Annotated in this window: 16 protein-coding genes; 4 read left to right on the top strand and 12 right to left on the bottom strand. The window is 64.5% G+C overall.

Annotated features, from left to right (window positions below):
* Positions 1-35 precede the first annotated feature (35 nt).
* Both katG and HOP52_RS16415 read right to left on the bottom strand, forming a co-directional pair.
* A complete protein-coding gene (katG, locus tag HOP52_RS16420; protein ID WP_238978492.1) occupies positions 36-2,225 on the bottom strand; it encodes a catalase/peroxidase HPI in 2,190 nt (729 codons plus the stop codon).
* A gap of 176 nt (positions 2,226-2,401) precedes the next feature.
* The gene (locus HOP52_RS16415) at positions 2,402-2,761 is read right to left on the bottom strand and encodes a DUF1428 domain-containing protein (protein WP_238978491.1); all 360 of its coding nucleotides are present in this window, start codon (positions 2,759-2,761) and stop codon (positions 2,402-2,404) included.
* Positions 2,762-2,925: 164 nt separating this feature from the next.
* On the opposite strand from HOP52_RS16415, the gene argE reads away from it, so the two are divergent.
* Both argE and HOP52_RS16405 read left to right on the top strand, forming a co-directional pair.
* Positions 2,926-4,083: an acetylornithine deacetylase gene (argE, locus tag HOP52_RS16410; protein WP_238978490.1), complete on the top strand. Its 1,158-nt coding sequence runs from the start codon at positions 2,926-2,928 to the stop codon at positions 4,081-4,083.
* Between the two features lie 34 nt (positions 4,084-4,117).
* The gene (locus HOP52_RS16405; RefSeq protein WP_238978489.1) at positions 4,118-4,852 is read left to right on the top strand and encodes a glutamine amidotransferase; all 735 of its coding nucleotides are present in this window, start codon (positions 4,118-4,120) and stop codon (positions 4,850-4,852) included.
* 176 nt (positions 4,853-5,028) lie between these two features.
* Here the strand turns inward: HOP52_RS16405 and HOP52_RS16400 are convergent, their stop codons facing one another.
* The 6 genes from HOP52_RS16400 to HOP52_RS16375 all read right to left on the bottom strand — a co-directional run bounded on the left by HOP52_RS16400 (position 5,029) and on the right by HOP52_RS16375 (position 15,044).
* Positions 5,029-5,979, bottom strand: a complete 951-nt coding sequence (locus HOP52_RS16400; RefSeq protein WP_238978488.1) for a DUF4268 domain-containing protein — start codon at positions 5,977-5,979, stop codon at positions 5,029-5,031.
* A gap of 72 nt (positions 5,980-6,051) precedes the next feature.
* The gene (locus HOP52_RS16395; protein WP_238978487.1) at positions 6,052-7,371 is read right to left on the bottom strand and encodes a restriction endonuclease subunit S; all 1,320 of its coding nucleotides are present in this window, start codon (positions 7,369-7,371) and stop codon (positions 6,052-6,054) included.
* Positions 7,368-9,023 (bottom strand): class I SAM-dependent DNA methyltransferase, encoded by a 1,656-nt coding sequence (locus HOP52_RS16390; protein ID WP_238978486.1) that lies wholly within the window; start codon positions 9,021-9,023, stop codon positions 7,368-7,370. The genes HOP52_RS16395 and HOP52_RS16390 overlap by 4 nt, the downstream gene beginning before the upstream one ends.
* Entirely contained in the window at positions 9,020-10,180 is a 1,161-nt protein-coding gene (locus HOP52_RS16385) for a Fic family protein (RefSeq protein WP_238978485.1), read from the bottom strand. Before HOP52_RS16385 ends, HOP52_RS16390 begins: the two co-directional genes overlap by 4 nt.
* 238 nt (positions 10,181-10,418) lie before the next feature.
* Complete coding sequence (gene hsdR, locus HOP52_RS16380) at positions 10,419-13,931, bottom strand: type I restriction-modification system endonuclease (RefSeq protein WP_238978484.1); 3,513 nt, start codon at positions 13,929-13,931, stop codon at positions 10,419-10,421.
* Positions 13,932-14,102: 171 nt separating this feature from the next.
* On the bottom strand, positions 14,103-15,044 hold the full coding sequence (locus tag HOP52_RS16375) for a pirin family protein (RefSeq protein ID WP_238978483.1): 942 nt from the start codon (positions 15,042-15,044) through the stop codon (positions 14,103-14,105).
* Positions 15,045-15,126: 82 nt separating this feature from the next.
* Between HOP52_RS16375 and HOP52_RS16370 the strand changes: the two genes are divergently transcribed.
* Positions 15,127-15,447 (top strand): hypothetical protein, encoded by a 321-nt coding sequence (locus HOP52_RS16370; protein ID WP_238978482.1) that lies wholly within the window; start codon positions 15,127-15,129, stop codon positions 15,445-15,447.
* Positions 15,448-15,582: 135 nt separating this feature from the next.
* Here the strand turns inward: HOP52_RS16370 and HOP52_RS16365 are convergent, their stop codons facing one another.
* From HOP52_RS16365 to HOP52_RS16355, 3 genes are all read right to left on the bottom strand, one after another.
* Positions 15,583-15,885, bottom strand: a complete 303-nt coding sequence (locus HOP52_RS16365) for a type II toxin-antitoxin system RelE/ParE family toxin (protein ID WP_238978481.1) — start codon at positions 15,883-15,885, stop codon at positions 15,583-15,585.
* The gene (locus HOP52_RS16360) at positions 15,873-16,130 is read right to left on the bottom strand and encodes a type II toxin-antitoxin system Phd/YefM family antitoxin (RefSeq protein ID WP_238978480.1); all 258 of its coding nucleotides are present in this window, start codon (positions 16,128-16,130) and stop codon (positions 15,873-15,875) included. The genes HOP52_RS16365 and HOP52_RS16360 overlap by 13 nt, the downstream gene beginning before the upstream one ends.
* Positions 16,131-16,371: 241 nt before the next feature.
* Positions 16,372-18,081, bottom strand: coding sequence for a DEAD/DEAH box helicase (locus HOP52_RS16355; protein WP_238978479.1), 1,710 nt, complete (start codon positions 18,079-18,081; stop codon positions 16,372-16,374).
* Positions 18,082-18,517: 436 nt separating this feature from the next.
* Between HOP52_RS16355 and HOP52_RS16350 the strand changes: the two genes are divergently transcribed.
* On the top strand, positions 18,518-18,967 hold the full coding sequence (locus tag HOP52_RS16350) for a YaiI/YqxD family protein (protein WP_238978478.1): 450 nt from the start codon (positions 18,518-18,520) through the stop codon (positions 18,965-18,967).
* A 159-nt stretch (positions 18,968-19,126) separates the two neighbouring features.
* Here the strand turns inward: HOP52_RS16350 and HOP52_RS16345 are convergent, their stop codons facing one another.
* Positions 19,127-20,131, bottom strand: coding sequence for a glutathione S-transferase family protein (locus HOP52_RS16345; protein WP_238978477.1), 1,005 nt, complete (start codon positions 20,129-20,131; stop codon positions 19,127-19,129).
* Positions 20,132-20,177 lie beyond the last annotated feature (46 nt).

The following is a 20,177-nucleotide window of genomic DNA, read 5'->3' as shown; positions in this document are numbered from 1 at the left end:
GCACGCTCTTTTGGCGGGTCAATGGAACGCAGCGATCACTTCAGATCGAAGCGGTCCGCGTGCATCACCTTGGCCCAGGCCGCCACGAAGTCCTGGATGAATTTCTCCTTGGCATCGTTCTGGGCGTAGTTTTCGGCCAGGGCTCGCAGCTGCGAGTTGGAGCCGAAGATCAGATCCACCCGGGTACCGGTCCACTTGACCTGGCCGGTCTTGGCATCGCGGCCCTCGAACACGTCCGGGTCGGCGTCGGTGGGCTGCCACTCGGTGTCCATGTCCACCAGGTTGACGAAGAAGTCATTGGTCAGCGTTCCCGGCTTGTCGGTGAACACCCCGTGCTGGCTGCCGCCATGGTTGGTGCCCAGCACCCGCAGACCGCCCACCAGCACGGTCATCTCCGGCGCGGAGAGCCCCAGCAGCTGCGCCCGGTCGACCAGCATCTCCTCGTCGGAGACCGTGAACTTGGCGCGGGCGTAGTTGCGGAACCCATCGGCTTCCGGCTCCAGCGGCTCGAAGGACTCGGCGTCGGTCTGCTCCTGGCTGGCATCGCCACGGCCCGGCGCGAACGGCACCTCGACGTTGACGCCGGCGGCCTTGGCGGCCTGCTCGACCCCCACGTTACCGGCCAGCACGATGACATCGGCCAGGCTGGCGCCGGTGTCGGCGGCGATGCCTTCCAGCACGCCCAGCACCTTGGTCAGCCGCTCGGGCTCGTTGGCCGGCCAATCCTTCTGGGGCGCCAGGCGAATGCGGGCCCCGTTGGCGCCGCCGCGCAAGTCCGAGCCGCGGAAGGTCCGGGCGCTGTCCCAGGCGGTGGCGACCATCTCAGCGATGGAGAGACCGCTGGCGGCGATGCGGGTCTTCACCGCATCGATGCCGTAGTCGGTGGGGCCGGCCGGTACCGGGTCCTGCCAGATCAGGTCTTCGTCGGGCACTTCCGGGCCGAGATAGCGCACCTTGGGCCCCATGTCGCGGTGGGTCAGCTTGAACCAGGCGCGAGCGAAGGCGTCGGCGAACTCCTCGGGGTTCTTGTGGAAGTGCTCGGCGATCTTGCGATACTCGGGGTCTTCCCGCATGGCCATATCGGCGGTGGTCATCATGATGCCCACCTTCTGGGAGGCGTCTTCCGCATCCGGCGCCTTGTCCTTGTCGGCCAGCCCCTTGGGCACCCACTGCTGGGCCCCGGCCGGGCTCTTGGAGAGCTCCCATTCGTAGCCGAACAGCACATCGAAGTAGCTCATGTCCCACTTCGTGGGAGTCGGGGTCCAGGCGCCTTCCAGGCCGCTGGTGATGGTGTCGCGGCCCTTGCCGCTGCCGAAGCTGCTCTTCCAGCCCAGGCCCATCTGCTCCAGCGGGGCGGCTTCCGGCTCGGGGCCGACATGGGCGGCATCGCCGGCGCCATGGGTCTTGCCGAAGGTGTGGCCGCCGGCGGTCAAGGCCACGGTCTCGTAGTCGTTCATCGCCATGCGGGCGAAGGTCTCGCGCACGTCGCGAGCGGAGGCCAGCGGATCCGGGTTGCCGTCGGGGCCCTCCGGGTTGACGTAGATCAGGCCCATCTGCACCGCCGCCAGGGGGTTCTCCAGCTCACGGTCGCCGGTGTAGCGGCTCTTGGCGTCCTCGCTGGTGGCCAGCCACTCATCCTCGGCGCCCCAGTAGATGTCCTCCTCCGGCGCCCAGATATCGCGGCGCCCGCCGCCGAAGCCGAAGGTTTTGAAGCCCATCGACTCAAGGGCGACGTTGCCGGCGAGAATGTAGAGGTCGGCCCAGGAGAGCTTGTTGCCGTACTTCTGCTTGATCGGCCACAGCAGGCGGCGCGCCTTGTCCAGGCTGGCGTTGTCCGGCCAGCTATTGATCGGCGCGAAGCGCTGGTTGCCGGTGGAGGCGCCGCCCCGGCCGTCGGCGGTGCGGTAAGTACCGGCGGCGTGCCAGGCCATGCGGATCATGAAGGGGCCATAGTGGCCATAGTCGGCAGGCCACCACTCCTTGGAGTCGGTCATCAGATCGGTGAGGTCTTGCTTGACCGCGGCCAGGTCGAGCTTTCTGAACTCGGCAGCGTAGTCGAAATCCGCCCCCATGGGGTCCGACTTGGGGTTGTGCTGATGCAGGATGCTCAGGTTCAGCTGTTCGGGCCACCAGTGCTTGTTGGTCGGGCCACGGCCACCCAGTCGCGTGTTGGAGCCGTGCATCACGGGACACTTGCCTGCGGTGTTGCCAGAGTTCTGATCCATATCGCTCTCCGTTGATCACTGATTAGGCGTCTTGATGGTTGCTGCCTGTCACCCGGCAGCGGTCGTAACGTCGCGAGTGGTTGAGCCAAGGTATAGCAACTGCACACCCTGGGATGGAGTTATTTTTCCTCACCGAAGCGATAGCCTGATTTTATGAATGTAATCTTATGGAGGCCTCACAGCCGAATGCGTTCCCGAAAGCCGCCCCAGAATAGCCGCCTGGCATCGAAGGGCAGATTCGCCCGGTCCAGCGTGTCGGCCAGCCGCGGATCATCCATCACCTGCGCCAGGATACGGTCGCGCTCCTGCCGAGAAGCGTAGCGCACCCAGGCGAAGATCACCGTTTCACCGGGTTCGAGCCTGACGCTCTGCGCGAAGGAAGCGTCCTCTCCCGACTTGAGATCATCGGCCACGCACTCGACGTACTCCAGGGCACCGTACTCCTTCCATACCTCGCCGGCATGGCGCGTGAAGCGCAGATAGTCATCCAGCCGCTCGAGCGGTACCGGAATAATGAAGCCATCGACATAGCTCATGGACGTATCTCCCTAGTCTACGAGTGGGCCTTGCCCTCCTAGTTTGGACCGAGAGCGCCGGGGCTGCGTTCTCCCCGGCCCGGTGTGTTAGCCCCCGCCCCGTCCCTCTTCGGCCCGCCCGGCAGCCGTGGTAGGCTTCCCTCACCGTTCACAAGGAGCGCGCCATGACCGCCGCCGAGATGCTCGACCGCCTGGTGGGCTTTGCCACCGTCTCCCGGGATTCCAACCTGGATCTGATCGCCTTCGTGGAGGGCCTGCTCGATGAGCACGGCGTTCCCCACTGGCGGGTGGAGAGCGACGACGGCAAAAAGGCCAACCTGCTGGCACGCATCGGCCCGGACGTGGCGGGCGGCGTGGTGCTCTCCGGGCATACCGACGTGGTCCCGGTGGATGGCCAGCCCTGGTCCACTGACCCTTTCAGCCTGGTCGACAAGGGCGACGGCCGTCTCTACGGCCGCGGCAGCTGCGACATGAAGGGCTTCATCGCCTGCGCCCTGGCCGAGCTGCCGCGCTGGGTGACCCTTGAGTTGAACAAGCCCATCTGGCTGGCGCTCTCCTACGACGAGGAAGTCGGCTGCATCGGCGCGCCGCGCATGATCGAGAAGTTGATGGCCGAGCATCCGCGCCCCGCGGCGGTGATCGTCGGCGAGCCGACGCTCATGCACCCAGTGGTGGCCCACAAGGGCGCCACCAACCTGCGCACCACCGTCACCGGCCGCGCCAGCCACTCCAGCCAGGTCAACCAGGGGGTCTCGGCGATCCACGTGGCCGCCCGGCTGGTGACGAAGATCGAAGACGTCATGGCCGAACTCCAGGCCGAGGGGCGCGTCGACGAGGCCTTCAACGTGGTGCATTCGAGCCTGCACGTGGGCAAGATCAGCGGCGGCACGGCCATCAACATCATGGCCCGGGAGTGCACCTTCGAGTGGGAGATCCGCCACCTGCCCAGCGACCGCTTCGAGGAGCTGATCGGCCGGGTCGATGCCTACGCCCAGGCGTTGGAAACCGAGATGCGCCGGCGCGCACCCGAGGCCTCCATCGTCACCGAGGCGCTCAACGACACCGTGCCCGCGCTGGCCGACGACAATAACGCCGAGGTGCTCGCGCTGTGCCGCGACCTGCTCGGCGAGCGCCCCTCGGGCGCGGTGGCCTACGCCACCGAGGCCGGCCAGTTCCAGCGCCAGGGGCTGCCCACGGTGATCTGCGGTCCGGGCAGCATCGCCCAGGCCCACCAGCCCGACGAATACATCGAGCGCGAGCAGCTCGAGGCCGGAGTCCGCTTCATGGCCGCGCTGGGCGAGCGGCTGTGCCGCACCGGGTGACACAGGCACCGTGATCCAGGAAGAGAATATCCCCATGCCCCGACTACTGATCGTCAAGACCGGCGACGCCTTCCCCGAGGTGGTGGAGACCCACGGCGACTTCGAGGCGCTGTTCCAACAGGCCCTGGCCGGCGCCGGGTTCGCGGCGAGGGTATTCGACGCCCGGCGCGAACCGCTGCCCGACCTGGCCGAGATCGACGGCCTCTATATCACCGGCTCCCACAGCATGGTCAGCCATGCCGAGCCGTGGAGCGAGGCGCTCAAGCCCTGGCTGATCGAGGCCCGGGAACGCAACCTGCCGATGCTGGGGGTGTGCTACGGCCATCAGCTGATGGCGGCGGCTTACGGCGGGATGAGCGACTTTCACCCCGCCCGCCGGGAGTCCGGCACCCACCCGGTGACGCTGACCGAGGCCGGCCGCGAAGACGCCCTGCTCGGCGCGCTGCCTGAGCGCTTCCCGGCCCAGTTGACCCACGCCCAGTCGGTGCTCCAGGCCCCGGCGGACGCCGTGGTCCTGGCCCGCAACGCCCACGACGCTCACCAGGCGCTGCGCTACGGCCCGCGCCAGTGGAGCGTACAGTTCCACCCGGAGTTCACCGCCCCGGTCATGCGCGCCTACCTGGCCCGCCAGGTCGACGCTCTGCGCGACCAGGGCCAGGACCCGGAGGCCCTGATCGAAGGCGTGGCCGCCACCCCCGAGGCCGGCTCGCTGCTGGCGACCTTCGCCAAGCGGGTGGCCGCCTGGCTAGAGACGACGCCCCACCGCTGACGCCGCACCGACACGATGATCGGTAGACGGTGCGGTCGCGATCGGCCTCTTCAGCGGTTATTACCCTACTACTCGGCTGGGAGCGGCGTCGTAGATCCTCTGCACCACGGGCAGTTTGTAGTGGAGCAGCAGGGCGGAGCGATTGGGCATGGCTCTCTCCAAAGCTTTCGCGCTGATTACAGCAGGCGAACAGCCGATCTGACTCTTTCGGAAAAAACCCGCTTCATCCTGAGCAACTCTTCCACGGACCACTCGCGGATATCATCCAGAGTTTCACCGTCATCCTGGATCGACCCTTCACAATAAATGGCGATCCTTGAAGCACGCCGATTATCCATCTTCTCCCAAGAAAGCGGAGCACCGTAATCATTTTCAACTTCAGGCTTTCTCTGCTCCAGATAGTCGAAGACCCGTTGATTTTTCTCGACATCCCCAAGATCAATATAGAGCTCCACTCTCACCTTGTTGCCCTGGGTAAAGACAAGCCCATAGCGAATCCCCGTGTGGCCTGACGAAAAGGAGTACCAATTTTGCGGCTGCCCAATGCGAGCTCCGGTAAAATAATGCTTTTCCCTCAGCTCATCAATCAAGCGCTGGTAGAACTCGCGATACCTATCACCTTTATCACTACTCGGAGCGTTTCTCCTCCGCTTGGCGGTCTTTTGCCACTCATTAGGCAACACCAGAGCTTTAAAATCATAGGCAGGCCTTGAGTTATCTATCTGCAACACCTCAACGGTAACAGCAAAGAACTGAGTCTCCTCATCAGTTCGCTGATTGAGCCACTCCAGCGCCTGACGATGCTCCTCACGAAGAGTTTCAGCAAGCCAAATGACCTTTTCTGCTCCAAAACCTGCTGCATAAGTGATGAGCTTACCCAAGTGATCATGATCCGAAGGCGTCAGCTGGTTCTCAATGATCACCTTGCCACCTGTCCCAAGGTCATTGGCCAAAAGGTCCAGCGAAAAATCACCCACCGCGACCTCTTCCCCCGCCAGCTCCAACTCCATCCCCAGCGCATCACCCAAAGCGTCTATATTCCTTGCCAGCCAAGGCGTAAAGGCGGTGGCCTCATGCTGCCATATTTCCCTCAAGCCTTTCCTCTTCAGCTCTCCGAAATCAGCCATCACCGCCCCCTTGGTTTATGCGTCATCTGATAGATTATGCTCTATGCTTATCGCATCCAGCCTCGACTTTTTCTATACCGTCACACTTGCTTGCCTAGGTTTTCTACCACGCCCCTTCCCCGCCGGCTTCTGCTTGGCCTTCTCAGCCTTGATCCGTTCCAGTAGCGCCCTGGCCGAGAGCTCTCCACTGATCAACTCGGGATTGGCAGCGCGCCATTCGGCGGTGAGTTCGCCGCGGAAGGCCTTGGCGAGGATGGACTGGGTCAGCTTGTTGACGCAGGTCTGGGCGTTCTTGACCTGCTGCTCGATCTGGTCGGCAAAGGCGAAGAACTGGTCGACACGACGGACGATTTCTTTTTGCTCTTCGACACTAGGCAACCTTAAAGAGACGTCGCGGATATTCTTGAGATTCAACCCAGGTTTTCCCCCACCATAGGCCATATCCAAAAGCTGTTTTCTTCCATGACTCTCTGCTTTGAGAAATAGCTCAAGATAAGGTGCAACACTTCTATCTTTCCACCTGACCAAACCAACATGCTGGCTTACAAACGCAGCGCCAATATTTCCACTCACTGAAGCACACTTCGTTACGTTTGCCCCAGTTATGGTTATCAGAAAGTCACCGTCTTCAATTTTGGTACGAGTTCCCTCGGCCTTTTCAGGAAGCACCACATAAGCCACATCCTCAAGATCGAGAATGTCATTTTTTATATTCTGAGCCCTTACAAAAATGTCTCCGCAGCTTGCATAATATTTCGACCATCCTCGAGACCCACTGGTAACCAAAGATGCCAAGTCACCAATACTCGCATCCTGCCAATACTCAGCGTCATCGAAACTATAAAGATCGCCACTCACCGCCGCCGCCAGCACGGACTGCCGAAACCGCTTGAGGATAGCGGGAATGGCCTCCAGGCGGGATTTCAGATTATTGGCCTGAGCCAGCAACTCATCCAGCTTATCGGCGATGACTTTCTGCTCTGACAATGGCGGAAGCAGCACATCACACTCTTTGAGAAATTTAAAGTGCCTAGAGTACCCTTTGTCGGGAAGCTCTATTGCTGACAGCTGGTAATAAAAAAACCTAGGATACAAGCCCTCAAATGGCGAGAGAACTTTTATTCCATCCGCCCCAGGCACAAAGCTCCATGGTACCCATTTAACAATTCTAGTATGGTCACCAAAAACTATGACAGGAGCATCTACATCGACAACCATTGCTTCATTATCGCTAAAGCCTGAAACCGCTTCTTGGCCTTGGTCAACCACTCTGTACTGACCATCATCCTGATATGCAGATGCTTTCAATTTCTTACCAGTGACAGAAACCTGCTGGCAAGTCTCCAAAAAGGGAAGTTTTATCCACCCCTCCGGCAATACCCGCTCGCTCATGCCCTCACCTCATCGTTACCAGCGTCATCTTCCAGCCCCAACGCCTCGGCCAGCAACCGCTTCTGGGCGGCGGCTTCGTCCTGGCTGCCGAGGGCGGCCATCAAGCCGTCGAGTTCGCGCAGGGCTTCGGTCAGCTCGCTCATCGCCTCGGCGGCGAGCACATCGGGCTCGGGCAGGTTCTCGGCGGCCAGGCTGTCGGCGTCCTTGAGCCAAGTGATATCAAGGGAGTCGCCCTTGGTATCGCGTATCCACTCGCGGCTGAATCGGCGCCAGCGGGAGGTCTGCAGCCGCTTTTCCATAACGACGGCCACCCCAGCGTTGGCATCATCGGCAGCGGCGGCGCGGTCGGTTTCGATCTGCTCGGCACCGAAGCTCCACTCACCCTCTTTACGGGCGGCGAGCTGCTCGGCCAGGGCGTCGCTGCCCGCCGGGTTGTAGCACTGTTCGAAGGGGGCCAGGTGGGCCTCGGTAAAGGGGGTGCGCTTGCCGAAGCTCGGCATATTGGTGCGCAGGTCGTAGACCCAGACGCTATCGGTGCAGCCCTCGTCCTGGTTCGGATTCTCGGCGGTGCCGCAGGTGAAGAACAGCACGTTGGTCTTCACGCCCTGAGCATAGAAGATACCGGTGGGCAGGCGCAGCAGGGTGTGCAGGTGGCACTTTTCCATCAGGTCGCGGCGGATCTCAGTGCCCACACCGGCCTCGAACAGCACGTTGTCGGGTAGCACCACGGCGGCGCGGCCGCCGGGCTTGAGTCCGCGGTAAATATGCTGCAGGAAAGCCAGCTGCTTGTTGCTGGTGCGGTAGGTGAGATCGTCGCGGGTGATGCTGGCCTCGCCGCCCTTGGCGGTGCCGAAGGGCGGATTGGCAAGCACCACGTCGGCGCGGGGCAGCGCCTTGCCGGCCTCGCCCAGGGCGTTGCCCAGGTGCACCACGCCCTCGTCGTCACCCTCCATGCCGTGCAGCAGGCAGTTCATCAACGCCAGGCGGCGGGTGCCGGGAACGAGCTCGATGCCGGTGAAGGCCTTGAGTCTCTGGAAGGCCTGGGCCTTGGTATCGAGATCGAAGAGTTCGTCGGTCTGCTGCTTGATGTAGGCATCGGCGGCGATCAAGAAGCCCGCGGTACCGGCGGCGGGGTCCTGGATGATTTCACGCGGCCTGGGGCGAATACAGCGCACCATGGCGTTGATCAGCGCGCGGGGTGTGAAATACTGGCCGGCGCCGGACTTGGTCTCGTTGGCGTTCTTCTCCAACAGGCCCTCGTAGAGATCGCCCAGGCCGTCGCGCTGGGCGCTGAACCAGTCGATCCTATCGAGATCGCGGATCAACTGCTCCAGGTGGCGCGGCTCGCGCAGACGAGTCTGGGCGTCGGCATAGATGGCGGCGATCAGTGGGTCATCGCTCTTGGTGAGGTCCAGCAGCATCTGCCTGTAGTAGTTGAGCAGTGCAAGCCCGGAGCGGCTCGTCAGCTGCGGCCAGCGAGCCCATTCCGGCAAGGCATGAGCGTTGAGCAGCCCGGCCTGGGTGTTCTCGTACTCCATCTTGATGAACAGCAGCAGCACCAGCTCGGTGACGTAGTCGGAGTAGTTGATGCCGTCGTCGCGCAGCACGTCGCAGAGGCTCCACAACTTCTGGACGATGTCATTCTGGGTCATGGGGTGTCCTGATTGAGAATGTCGATGTAGGTCCGGTAGGCGTAGATCCGGTTGCGCTTCTGCCCGGTGACCTCGTGGACGATGCCGAGCGTCTCCTCGAGGGAGGGCAGCACACGACCGACGGTGGCCGGCGTCAATCCCGTATGTTCACAGAGGTGGGCGACATTGGCGATGGGCTGCTGGAAGAGCGCATCCAGCAGCAGCCCCGCCGAGCCGGCCTGGCGTCCCAACTCGCCGAGGCGCGCCCTGTCCTGCTCGCGCAGCTGGTTGAGCCGCCGGGCCGTGGACACTGCCTGGTTGGCGGTGTCGGCCACGGCGTCCACGAAGAACAGCAGCCAGGCCTCCCAGTCACCGGTCACCCTCACCTGCTGCAGGCGCTCGTAGTAGGTCTGGCGATGCTTCTTGAAGAACACCGACAGGTAGAGCAAGGGCTCGTGGAGGATACCGGCCTCCACCAGGATCAGCGGAATGAGCAGGCGCCCAAGGCGTCCGTTGCCATCCATGAAGGGGTGGATGGTCTCGAACTGCACATGGGTCAGGGCGGCCTTGATCAGCGGATCGGTGGCCTCGGGTATATCGTTGATGAAGCGCTCCAGCGCCGCCCAGCACTCTGCCAGATGGTGAGGCGGGGGCGGCACGAAGACCGCCTCGTCCGGACGATGGCCACCCAGCCACACCTGATTGCTGCGAAACTCGCCCGGTCCACGGTTGATGCCGCGCCCGGAGGTCATCAGCGCCGTGTGCATCTCCATCGCCAGGCGATAGCTGATGGGGAAGCCCTCGCGGATACGCTGCACCCCCAGCATGAGCGCATTCACGTAGCAGGAGACTTCCTGTACGTCGTCCATGGGAACTCCCGGCATGCCCTCCATCTCATAAAGCATCAGGTCGCTGAGCGAGGACTGGGTGCCCTCGATCTGGGACGACATGACGGCTTCCTTGCGCACATAGCTGTAGAGGAAGAGTGAGGCATCGGGCAGCAGGGTGCTGATGGCGTCTAGACGACCCAGCGCCAGCATCGCCTGGTTGATGCGGCTCTGCAGCTTGCCGTCGAGCACAAGCGCCGGCCGGGGCGGCAGCGGGTCGGGGATGAACGCCTGACAGCGCACGCCTCCGGCGATGCTGTCCACGTAGTGGCCTGTGAGTCCGCGTTCCATTGGGGCTCCACCTCACCGCTCGAAAGCGGGCCTGGGTAAAATAGCGTCGCGCCTTATTTTAAGTTACGCCTGAAATTAAAATAAGGCCTGCCGCTATTTTAACTTCACGCCTCTCCGCAGCGGCCATCATGTCGATGCCGTCGACATGTCCACGGGACCTGTCGAAAAAATCGCGTTTCGTAAACACGTCGCGGCGATGGGTCGATGGCGTGGACATATCCGGGTCCGACATGGGACATCAGCTTGCTTCCCAGAGGGCGTCGTTGAGGGCTTCGAGCACCTCGTCGAGGTGGTGGCCGAGCACGATATCCAGGCGTTTGAATCCCCCATGGGTCGAGAAGCTGCGATTGATAAGCTCTCGGTCGAGCACTACCTCGTGGGTGAGCTGCTTGGCTAGGCGGTCGAGCCACTTGCGCTGGGCGGGGGTCCAGCCGTGCAGGGCGTAGATGCGCTGCATGGCGTCGCGCACCCGCTGCTCGAAGGGCACCAGCGCCTCGCCCAGGGCGGCGCGACGGATATGGCCGACGATGCTGGCGGCGATCTCCTGATTGGTGGCGTTGCGCCAGGCGCTCTCCAGCCGCGCCTCGCTGTAGCCGGCGCCGTCGAGCAGCAGTCGCACCTCCTTGAGGGTCTCACGGGTCAGGTCCCGGGGGCGGTTGACTACCACGCCCAGCGCCACCGAGTCGTTGAGCCGCTCGAGAATGAAGACCTCGAAGCTCTCCAGGTAGTCGGCGGGCTTCTCGTGCACGCCGTAATCCTGGGTACGCTTCTTGAACTCATCGGCTCCTTCGTAGATCAGCGGCATGCGTTCGCTGCCGAGCAGCGCCTTCACCTCGGCCACCTGGTCGAGCAAGCCTGCGTGCTGGTGCAGGAAGGTGGCCGCCGCCTGGGGACCGAGCTCCCGCAGGTGCTGGTGAAGCTTATCCGGCGCCACGCCCCAGCTTTGCTCCAGCGAATCCAGCTGCTGGCGCAGGTCGTCGCGCCCTTCGGCACGCTTGGTGGCCTTGCGCATCACCCGCATCAGCATCTGGCTGTACTGGTCGAGAACGTCGTCGGCGTGGCTCTCCCCCGCCGCCTGGCCGGGAGCCTCCAGGGCGCGTGCCAGCTGCTCGGGGTCGCTGAGTTCCTCGTGCAGCTGCTCCAGGGTGACGCCGGGGTCCTTGACCAGCGGCTGCATGGTGTTGACCTCGGCCAGGGCGGCGTAGAGGTCCACCGGGTCGTAGATGGTGAACACCGTCTTGCCGATCCCGTCGCAGCGGCGGGTGGCACGGCCGATCATCTGCTCATAGAGGATGCGTGACTTCACTCGGCGCAGGAACACCAGGTGGCAGATGCGCGGCACGTCGATGCCGGTGGTGAGCAGGTCCACGGTGATGGCGATGTTGGGGTACTTGTCGTTCTTGTAGCGGCGGATCAGGTCGTCGACCTTGTCCGCCTTGCCGGTGATCTTGGCCACCGCCGCCTGGCGGTAGGCTTCGCCATAATGGGCGTGGAAGGCCTCATCGAGCAGCCGCTTGACCATGTCGGCGTGCAGGTCGGTAGCGCAGAAGATCAGCGACTTCTCCTCGCCGAAGGGGTCGAGCTCCCGGGCCAGCTGCTCGCAGATCACCCGGTTGAACTCCGGCGCAATCACCCGCCGGTTGAAGGCCTCGATCTCGAAGTCGAGCTCATCCTCCAGCTCGGCGCTCTCCACTTCGCCGGTGCGCGAATCGATCAGGCTGACCGCCTCGCCCTTCTCGAAGTGGATGCCCTTTTGGCTGAGCAGGGTCTCGTAGCGGATCGGCGGTTCGTGATCGATCAGCCAGTCGTCGGCCACCGCCTCGCGGTAGGAGTAGGTGAACACCGGCCGGCCGAAGATCTCGCTGGTGTGCTTGGCCGGGGTAGCGGTGAGCCCGATGCGCACGGCATCGAAGTGCTCAAGCACGCGGCGATAGCGGGAAAGGTACTGGCCAGCGTCGCGGGTGGCCAGCTCTCCCTCGGTCATCTCCTGGTCCAGGGTGTAGCCGCGATGGGCCTCGTCGACGATGATGCAGTCGTAGGCGTCCACCGGCGGCGGGTCGTCGGCCATGAAGAGTCGCCGCGCCATGGCCTGCACCGTGGCGACCTGCACCCGGGTCTCGGCCTCGGCGGTCATGTCGCCCAGGGTGGCGATGTTGTAGATCTGGGAGAGGGTGTGGTTCTGCTCCAGCGGCGCCTCGTCGAAGGCATCCTGGGCCTGCTGGCCCAAGGCGTTACGGTCCACCAGAAAGAGCACGCGGCGGAAGCGCTCGGTCTTCAGGAAGCGGTAGATCAGGCCGATGATGGTGCGGGTCTTGCCGGTGCCGGTGGCCATGGCCAGCAGCACACGGGGGGCGCCTCCCTCCAGGGCGGCCTCCACGGCGCGGATGGCATTTTCCTGGTAGTCGCGCAGGCGCAGGTAGCCGAAGCCCTCCTCACGCAGCTTATGCTCGGCCCGGGCGCGGCTGCGCTTGAGGCGGTCGAGCAGCCCCTCGGGGCTGTGGAAGTGCGGAAGCGCCCGGGCCAGGTTGCCGGGCTCGCGCACGTCGCGAAACCAGATGCCGGACTTCTCGGCGAGCTGAGGAAGGTAGGGCCGGCCGTTGCAGGAGAACACGAAGGGCACGTGGAAGTGGCCCTCGGCATCGTCGGGCCAGGCGACGGTGCGCCCCTCCGCCTCCCACGCCGGGGTGATGCCGTTAGCAAAGCTGCGCCGGTCGAAGCCGCGAGAGTAGCGCTCCGCCTGGCCGAGCTTGCCGGCCACATCGATATTCTGGCGCTTAGCCTCCACCACGCCGATGGGCGTCAGCCCATGGAACAGAACATAGTCGGCGCGCTGGCCGTTGGGTAACTCCCACTCGGCGATGGCCAGATACCGACCTGCCTCGGGGCGCACCCCTCGCTTCCAGGTCAGCTCGAGGCTATCGGCCTCCCAGCCGGCTTCCTGCAGCTGCTGGTCGATCAGCAGGCGGGTGAGCTCCTCGTCCAGGCCTAGCTGGGCGTTGAGCGCTCGATCGGCCTGCCCGACCCGCTGGCGCAGCGCCTGGGGCGGCTCGCTCTCGGCCCCCTCACTGGCCTGCTCCGCCAGGCGCCGCTGGAATTCCCGCTCGCGTCGCTCGAGTTCGGCCTGCTGGGCCCGCGACTGCTCGGCCAAGGCGCGGGCCTCCTCGTCCATGGCCTCGGCCAGCTCGGCGTACTCCTGCTTTTCACGGGCCTCCAGCTCGGCCAACTTGCGTTGGGCGTCGGCCTGTTCGGTGGCAGTGGCCAGCTCGCCGCGCAGGCGCTCCATCTGAGCCTGAAGCTCACGCAGTTCCTGGCTGGGATCGTCGGGAGGAGTAAAGGCACCTGCCTTGAAGTCGGGATTGGCGAAGGCGCGGTGGAACCACACCGACAAGCTGCGGGCGACCTTGAGCCCCTGGATCGCTTCACGGTGCTGGGTGCGGAACTGATGGGTGGCCTTGTTGCCCTCGATGCGCAGGGTATGGAAGAGTTCTCGAACCGTGGGGTCGAGCCCGAGCGAGCTGTCGATACGATAAAGCAGGTCGCGCTGGCCGGTACGCTCGTCCACTTCGATGCCGAGACGGGCGGCAATGTCCTGAGCCATGGCTTCGCCGAGTTGGCGCAGCTTGATCAGGGTGGTGTTGGGATCATGGGCGAAGGCGCACTCGGCGGCGACGGCGAGCTCGAGAAACACCGGGTCGTGGCCGGAGAGGAAACCGAAGTTTCTGCTCCCCACATGTTCCGGATATTCCTGCATGCGCCTTCCCTGCCGTTGGTTATCTGGGGCCATCTGCGCTTCCGGCAGACTGGTTCAGTACCTACTTAGCCTGCCACTAAAGTTCGGGCTGAACCAGCAGTTGCTCGCCCAGGTGAGGCCCACCAGCGCCTCGTTACGACACCCCCTGCACCGTGGCGGCCGGCCGTGCCGCTATACTTTCCAAGGCAGCGGTGGCGGCATCAGGCGCTCGCCGTCGTAGTCGGGAACGCTGCCGAAGCGCTCGCTGCCGGCCTCCCACTCGCGCTGCGCCTCGGCGATCTCGGCCTTGCTGTGGCCGACGAAGTTCCACCAGATCAGCACCTCCTCGCCCAGCGGCTCGCCGCCGATCAGCAGCAGCCTGGCCCCCGCCGGCAGAGCCAGCTCGAGGGTGTCTCGGCCGCGGCCCAGATAGGCCAGCTCGTCGGTGGCAAGCGCTTCGCCCTCCAGGGTCGGCTTCCCTTCCAGCGGCAGCAGGGCGTACTCGAACTCGGGCCGCAGCGGCAGCGAGAGCCGGGTATCGTCCTCGGCGTCCAGGTCTAGCCCCACCAGCGGCGAGAAGGTCAGGGTGGGGGCCTGGCGACCAGCGAAGTCACCGACCAGCAGCGTCAGGGTGGCACTCCCCTCACGCCACACCGGCAGCTCGGGGTAGTGATCGAAGCGCGGCGCGGTATCGCGATGGGCGTATGGAAGTGCAATCCACAGCTGGGCGGCATGCAGCTGCGGGTCCTCCAGCCGCGACTCCTCGGTGTGGCTGATGCCGCGGCCGGCGGTCATCAGGTTGACCTGCCTCGGGCGGATCACCTGCTCGCTGCCCAGGCTGTCGCGATGCAGCACCTCGCCGGCGATCATCCAGGTGAAGGTTTGCAGGCCGGTATGGGGATGGGGCCCCACGCGCATGCCGGCGCTGTTGCCCTTGAACACCGCCGGCCCGGCATGGTCGAGGAAGCACCAGGCCCCCACCAGGCGCCGCTGGCGAGACGGCAGCACCCGGTGGATCGGGATACCGCCCACGTCGGCCACGCGCGCGGCCACGTGCTGTATCTGGCGCCGGCCGTCCACCACCGGACAGTCCAGCGATGATGACGCCGAGGCGTCCTTGATCAGGTTACTCATGAGTGCTTCCTCCGGGTGGCGTCTCCTGTGGTATAACCCTCCAACACGCAGGATACAAACGGCAAGCCGCCAGGGAGACTCCATGGGCCGTCTTTTCTCACTGATCGTGATCGCGGGCCTGGCCTACGGCGGGCTCTACTTTTACTACGGTGTCGCCGCCAAGCAGGCCATCGAACGGCAGCTCGAGGCCCTCGGCCTCGCCGCGCTGGAGGTGGAGCGCATCGACTATGGCCTGCTGGCCCCCGCCAGCACGGACAGCCGTGTCTCGGCGACCGTCCACTACCGCGGCGCCGAGGCCACCCTGGATATCCGCATCATCGGCCACCCGGTGTTTTCGGACGAAGTGCGCCTGGAGCTGGACGGCTTGCAGGCCCTGCGCCTGACCATCGGCGCCGGGCAGTGATCGGACACGATCACGGCGTGAGACCGCTGCCGGGCCGGCAGCGGATGTTCAGAAAGACCTGATATAACGCCGAAGCGCACCGGTGACTCTGGCGCAGCGAAGCGGAGATATTGGCATCCACGGGCCGCGTCTGGTTTAGCTGTTTTCCAGCATGTATGCGCGAAGCTGCCGCTCATCTCTCATCACATAGAGAATAAGCACTCGATTCTCATCTTCACGGTAAAAAATGCGACAGGGCGGCACCACCACTTCCCTGTAAATGGAATTGGGTAGCTCCGGAGGAATCCGCCCGGATTGCGGAAATTCCTCCAGGCGCCCTATCCTGTCGAACACTTTCTCAACCAGATGCCTTGCCGCTGCGGGATTATCCAGAGCGATGTACTCAGCGATAGCATCCAGATCCTGGAGGGCCGACTCCGTCCAGGTTACTTCAGCCACTTACTCAGTTTCTCCCTGGCCTCACTTTGACTGTACGTCCTGCCCTCAAGTACAGCACGCTCTCCCCGGGAGAGCCCCTCAAGCAACTCAAGTCGTCGCTGCATAAACTCGAAATCCTGCACATCAACGAGATAAGCAGAGGGCTGACCGTGCTCCGTGATCAGTATTGGCTCTTTCGACACGTGCAGTTCGGCAAGAATCTTTGTCGCTTGGCGCTTAAGGTTTGTAACGAGTTCAACTTTCATGGGGTCTCCCTGCCTGAGTCGGCCTGCAAGTGACACTATAGTATCACTCCCCGAGTGAGACAATCAGCGCGCATGCGGAACCGCACGGCGCAAAGCGTCGCAACCCGTCCTCCGGGCCATCGGTGCGCTGCGGCCCCTATCTGAGCGGCCCCATGAAGATCCAACAAGCGAAAAGCCCCGACACCGTCAGACGGTGTCAGGGCTTTTACGTGCGGTGCCGGGCCTTGGGGCCCGGCGACACTCAGGCGCTGTTGCGGCGACGAATCGGCGCCTCGCCGTCGTCACGACGACGACGCGGAGCACGCTCGGGGGCGCCACCGTCTTCGCTGATCTCCAGCGGGCGGCCGGCGACCCGGGCGCGAGCCATCTTGGCCAGGATGCTGGCCGGCAGCGAGCTGGGCAGCTCCACTACCGAGAAGGCGTTGCGGATATCGATGCGGCCGATACGCGCGCCTTCGATACCGCCCTCATTGGCCAGGGCGCCGACCAGCTGACCCGGCTTGACGCCGTCCTTGTGGCCCACGGCCACCCGGTAGCGGGTCATGCCTTCGCTCGGACCGCGACTCTCGCGACGCGGCGGCTTGCCGTCGCGGGGTGCGCGCTCGTTGCGAGACTCCTTGCGCGGCGCCTGCAGGCGACCGATCGGCGCCTCGTCGGCGCGGGCCAGGCGGGCGAAGGCGCAGGCCAGCTCGATGGGGTCATGGCCTTCCTCGACCAGCCGCTCGACCAGGGCCTGCTGCTCCTCGGCGCCGGCGGTCAGGGCGGCGATGACGCGCTGGTGGAACACCTCGTCGCGGTGGGCGCGAATGGCCGCCTCGTCGGGCACCGCCATCTCGGTCATCTTCTGACCGGTCGCCTGCTCGATCCAGCCCACCTTGCGGCCCTCGCGGAAGCCGACGAAGGTGATCGAGATACCGGTACGCCCGGCCCGGCCGGTGCGGCCGATGCGGTGGGTGTAGGCCTCGCTGTCCTGGGGCAGGTCGTAGTTGAAGACGTGGGTGATGCGCGGCACGTCGAGGCCGCGGGCGGCCACGTCGGTGGCGATCAGCACGTCGACCTTGCCGCGCTTGAGGCGCGTGATGGTGCGCTCGCGCAGGCTCTGGTCCAGGTCGCCGGAGAGGCTCGCCACGTTGACGCCGCGGGCGGAGAGCTGCTCCATCAGGGTGGTGCAGGCGGCCCGGGTGCGCACGAAGACGATGGCGGCATCCACCGCCTCGACTTCGAGGATGCGCGACAGCGCCTCCAGCTTGGCACCGCCGTCGACGCGCACCAGGCGCTGCTCGATGTTCTCGCCGGTGGTGGTGCGCGACTCGATCGCCACCTTCACCGGGTCGACCAGATAGCGGTTGACGATGCGCTCGATCTCGGTCGGCAGGGTGGCGGAGAAGAACACCCGCTGGGCGTCCTTGGGCGTGTCGGCCACCACGCGCTTGACGTCGTCGATGAAGCCCATGCGCAGCATCTCGTCGGCCTCGTCGAGCACCAGCGAGGAGAGCCCGTCGAGCTTGAGGCTGCCGCGGTCCAGGTGATCGATGACCCGGCCCGGGGTGCCCACCACCACCTGGGCGCCGCGCTTGAGCGCGCCGAGCTGCTCGCGGTACTCCTGGCCGCCGCACAGGGTGGCGACTTCCAGGCCCTGGAGGTTCTGGCCGTACTTGCTGAAGGAGACGGCCACCTGCTGGGCCAGCTCGCGGGTCGGCGCCAGCACCAGCACCTGGGGCTCACGACGGGTCAGCTCGAGACGCGACAGGATCGGCAGCGCGAAGGCCGCGGTCTTGCCGGTGCCGGTCTGGGCCTGGCCGAGCATATCGCGACCTTCCAGCAGCGCCGGAATGGTCTGGATCTGAATCGGAGAAGGCGTCTGGTAGCCCAGGGTCTCGACGGCAGAGAGAACGGCAGGCAGCAGAGCAAGATCGCCGAAGCTCGGCGAGGCGACAGAAGTCGAGGTCATCAATCACACCTTGGTAGGCCGGCAGTGGCCGGCAAATCACATTGAGGCATCCCCGACGCAATCAACAACGGTCGGGCGCGCTGCGCTTGTCGAGGGCCATCAGCGGCCGAAGGGCAGAGCGAGTCACGGTATCGGGGACGCCGGTCGCACCTGGCATCCGGTTCGCGCCCTGGGGCTTGCGAACCGCTAAGGCGACCTTTCTGCGCCGATGTCGCCGGTTGGCGGCATCTAATGGCGCTCCATCTTCACATCTCGGACACTGTCGGTAGATGACCGCAGGTCTCGGTGATTCGGCTCGGGCAACGTCAGCACCGGCGAATCGTCATGATGGCGGGGTCAGCACATGCGAGGAGGGCGCATGCTATCATCGGCGCTCCCCCCTGGCCAGTACTTTCAATGCTAACGGCCATGTCACCCTTGATCGAGGAGCCTGCCAATGCCAACCCTGTGGGTCGATGCCGACGCCTGCCCCAAGGTGGCGCGTGACATTATCGTGCGAGCCGCCGAGCGTACCGCCACGCCCACCTGGTTCGTGGCCAACCACAGCGTGCCGCTGCCGGCATCGAAGTGGGTGAAGTCGCTCTCGGTGAGCCATGGCTTCGACGCCGCCGACAACGAGATCGTCGAACGGATTCAGGCCGGCGACCTGCTGCTCACCTCGGACCTGCCGCTGGCCCTGGAGGCCATCGAAAAAGGCGCGGCGGTCATGACCACCCGCGGCGAGATGCTCGACAAGGGCAATATCAAGGCGCGGGTACAGATGAGGGATTTCATGGAGACCCTGCGGGCCAGCGGCGAACACACCGGCGGGCCCAAGGGCTATAGCGACACCGACCGGCGCGAATTTGCCAATGCCCTCGACAGGTGGTTGGCTAAGAAACGGTAAGGTTCGAGGTTCGAGGTTCGAGGTTCGAGGTTCGAGGTTCGAGGTTCGAGGTTCGAGGTTCGAGGTTCGAGGTTCGAGGTTCGACAAACAGGCTTGCGGATGCAAGAGGAGCAAACCAAGGGGTTTCCTTGCTCCTCTCACCTCGCTCCTCGACCCTGATCACCCTTTCTCGCGAATCCCCTGCCCCGCCAGCCGCTCCCGGTCGTGGGGACGCTCGAGCTCGAGCAGCGGGCCCCTCGGCACGATACGCGTGGGATTGATGGTGTCGTGGCTGTAGTAGTAGTGGCGCTTGATATGCGCGAAGTCCACCGTCTCCTTGACGCCCGGCCACTGAAAGAGCTCGCGCAGGTAGTTCGACAGGTTCGGATAGTCCTCGATGCGGCGCAGGTTGCACTTGAAGTGGCCGTGGTAGACGGCGTCGAAGCGAATCAGGGTGGTGAACAGCCGAACGTCGGCCTCGGTGAGCCACTCGCCGGCCAGGTAGCGGCGCTCGGCCAGGCGCGCCTCCATGCGCTCCAGCGCCTCGAAGAGCGCCACCACGTGCTTGTCGTAGACCGCCTGACGTGTCGCAAAGCCCGACTTGTAGACGCCGTTGTTGATGTGCTCATAGACATCGGCATTGACCGCATCGATGGTCTCGCGCAGATCCGCCGGGTAGAAATCGAGGCGATTGCCGGCCAGGTCGTCGAAGGCGTCGTTGAGCATGCGCAGCAGCTCCGCCGACTCGTTGTTGACGATGCGCTTCTGCTGCTTGTCCCACAGCACCGGCACGGTCACTCGCCCGGTGTAGCGCGGATCGGTCAGGGTATACAGCTCGCGGTGGTACGCCACGCCGTTGACCGGGTCGCCGCTGGAGCCCGTTTCCCGGTCATAGCTCCAGCCTTCGCCGAGCATCAGCGGGCTGACGTGGGAGACGCCGATCAGCGCGTCGAGCCCCTTGAGCTTGCGCAGGATCAGGGTGCGATGCGCCCAGGGACAGGCCAGGGAGACATAGAGGTGATAGCGATCGGCCTCGGCCGGCAGGCCCGGCTGGCCATCAGGCCCCGGGGCCCCGTCGCGGGTCACCCAGTCGCGCAGCTTGGCGGATTCGCGCACGAACTCGCCACCGTGCTTGTCGGTGTCGTACCACTGGTCGTGCCACTTGCCGTCGATCAACAGGCCCATGGTGCCTCCGGTTCTGAGTAGATTGCCTCCCAGAATAGGCCGATTC

Origin of the sequence: Billgrantia campisalis (assembly GCF_022341425.1) — a bacterium.
GTDB classification, from domain to species: domain Bacteria; phylum Pseudomonadota; class Gammaproteobacteria; order Pseudomonadales; family Halomonadaceae; genus Halomonas; species Halomonas campisalis.
Note: the sequence above shows the minus strand (reverse complement) of the source record. Positions and strands in the feature narration are given on the sequence as shown.

Excerpts from the sequence above, each read along its gene's own strand:
- katG (WP_238978492.1), bottom strand. The coding sequence starts at position 2,225 with ATGGATCAGAACTCTGGCAACACCGCAGGCAAGTGTCCCGTGATGCAC.
- HOP52_RS16415 (WP_238978491.1), bottom strand. The coding sequence starts at position 2,761 with ATGAGCTATGTCGATGGCTTCATTATTCCGGTACCGCTCGAGCGGCTG.
- argE (WP_238978490.1), top strand. The coding sequence starts at position 2,926 with ATGACCGCCGCCGAGATGCTCGACCGCCTGGTGGGCTTTGCCACCGTC.
- HOP52_RS16405 (WP_238978489.1), top strand. The coding sequence starts at position 4,118 with ATGCCCCGACTACTGATCGTCAAGACCGGCGACGCCTTCCCCGAGGTG.
- HOP52_RS16400 (WP_238978488.1), bottom strand. The coding sequence starts at position 5,979 with ATGGCTGATTTCGGAGAGCTGAAGAGGAAAGGCTTGAGGGAAATATGG.
- HOP52_RS16395 (WP_238978487.1), bottom strand. The coding sequence starts at position 7,371 with ATGAGCGAGCGGGTATTGCCGGAGGGGTGGATAAAACTTCCCTTTTTG.
- HOP52_RS16390 (WP_238978486.1), bottom strand. The coding sequence starts at position 9,023 with ATGACCCAGAATGACATCGTCCAGAAGTTGTGGAGCCTCTGCGACGTG.
- HOP52_RS16385 (WP_238978485.1), bottom strand. The coding sequence starts at position 10,180 with ATGGAACGCGGACTCACAGGCCACTACGTGGACAGCATCGCCGGAGGC.
- hsdR (WP_238978484.1), bottom strand. The coding sequence starts at position 13,931 with ATGCAGGAATATCCGGAACATGTGGGGAGCAGAAACTTCGGTTTCCTC.
- HOP52_RS16375 (WP_238978483.1), bottom strand. The coding sequence starts at position 15,044 with ATGAGTAACCTGATCAAGGACGCCTCGGCGTCATCATCGCTGGACTGT.
- HOP52_RS16370 (WP_238978482.1), top strand. The coding sequence starts at position 15,127 with ATGGGCCGTCTTTTCTCACTGATCGTGATCGCGGGCCTGGCCTACGGC.
- HOP52_RS16360 (WP_238978480.1), bottom strand. The coding sequence starts at position 16,130 with ATGAAAGTTGAACTCGTTACAAACCTTAAGCGCCAAGCGACAAAGATT.
- HOP52_RS16355 (WP_238978479.1), bottom strand. The coding sequence starts at position 18,081 with ATGACCTCGACTTCTGTCGCCTCGCCGAGCTTCGGCGATCTTGCTCTG.
- HOP52_RS16350 (WP_238978478.1), top strand. The coding sequence starts at position 18,518 with ATGCCAACCCTGTGGGTCGATGCCGACGCCTGCCCCAAGGTGGCGCGT.
- HOP52_RS16345 (WP_238978477.1), bottom strand. The coding sequence starts at position 20,131 with ATGGGCCTGTTGATCGACGGCAAGTGGCACGACCAGTGGTACGACACC.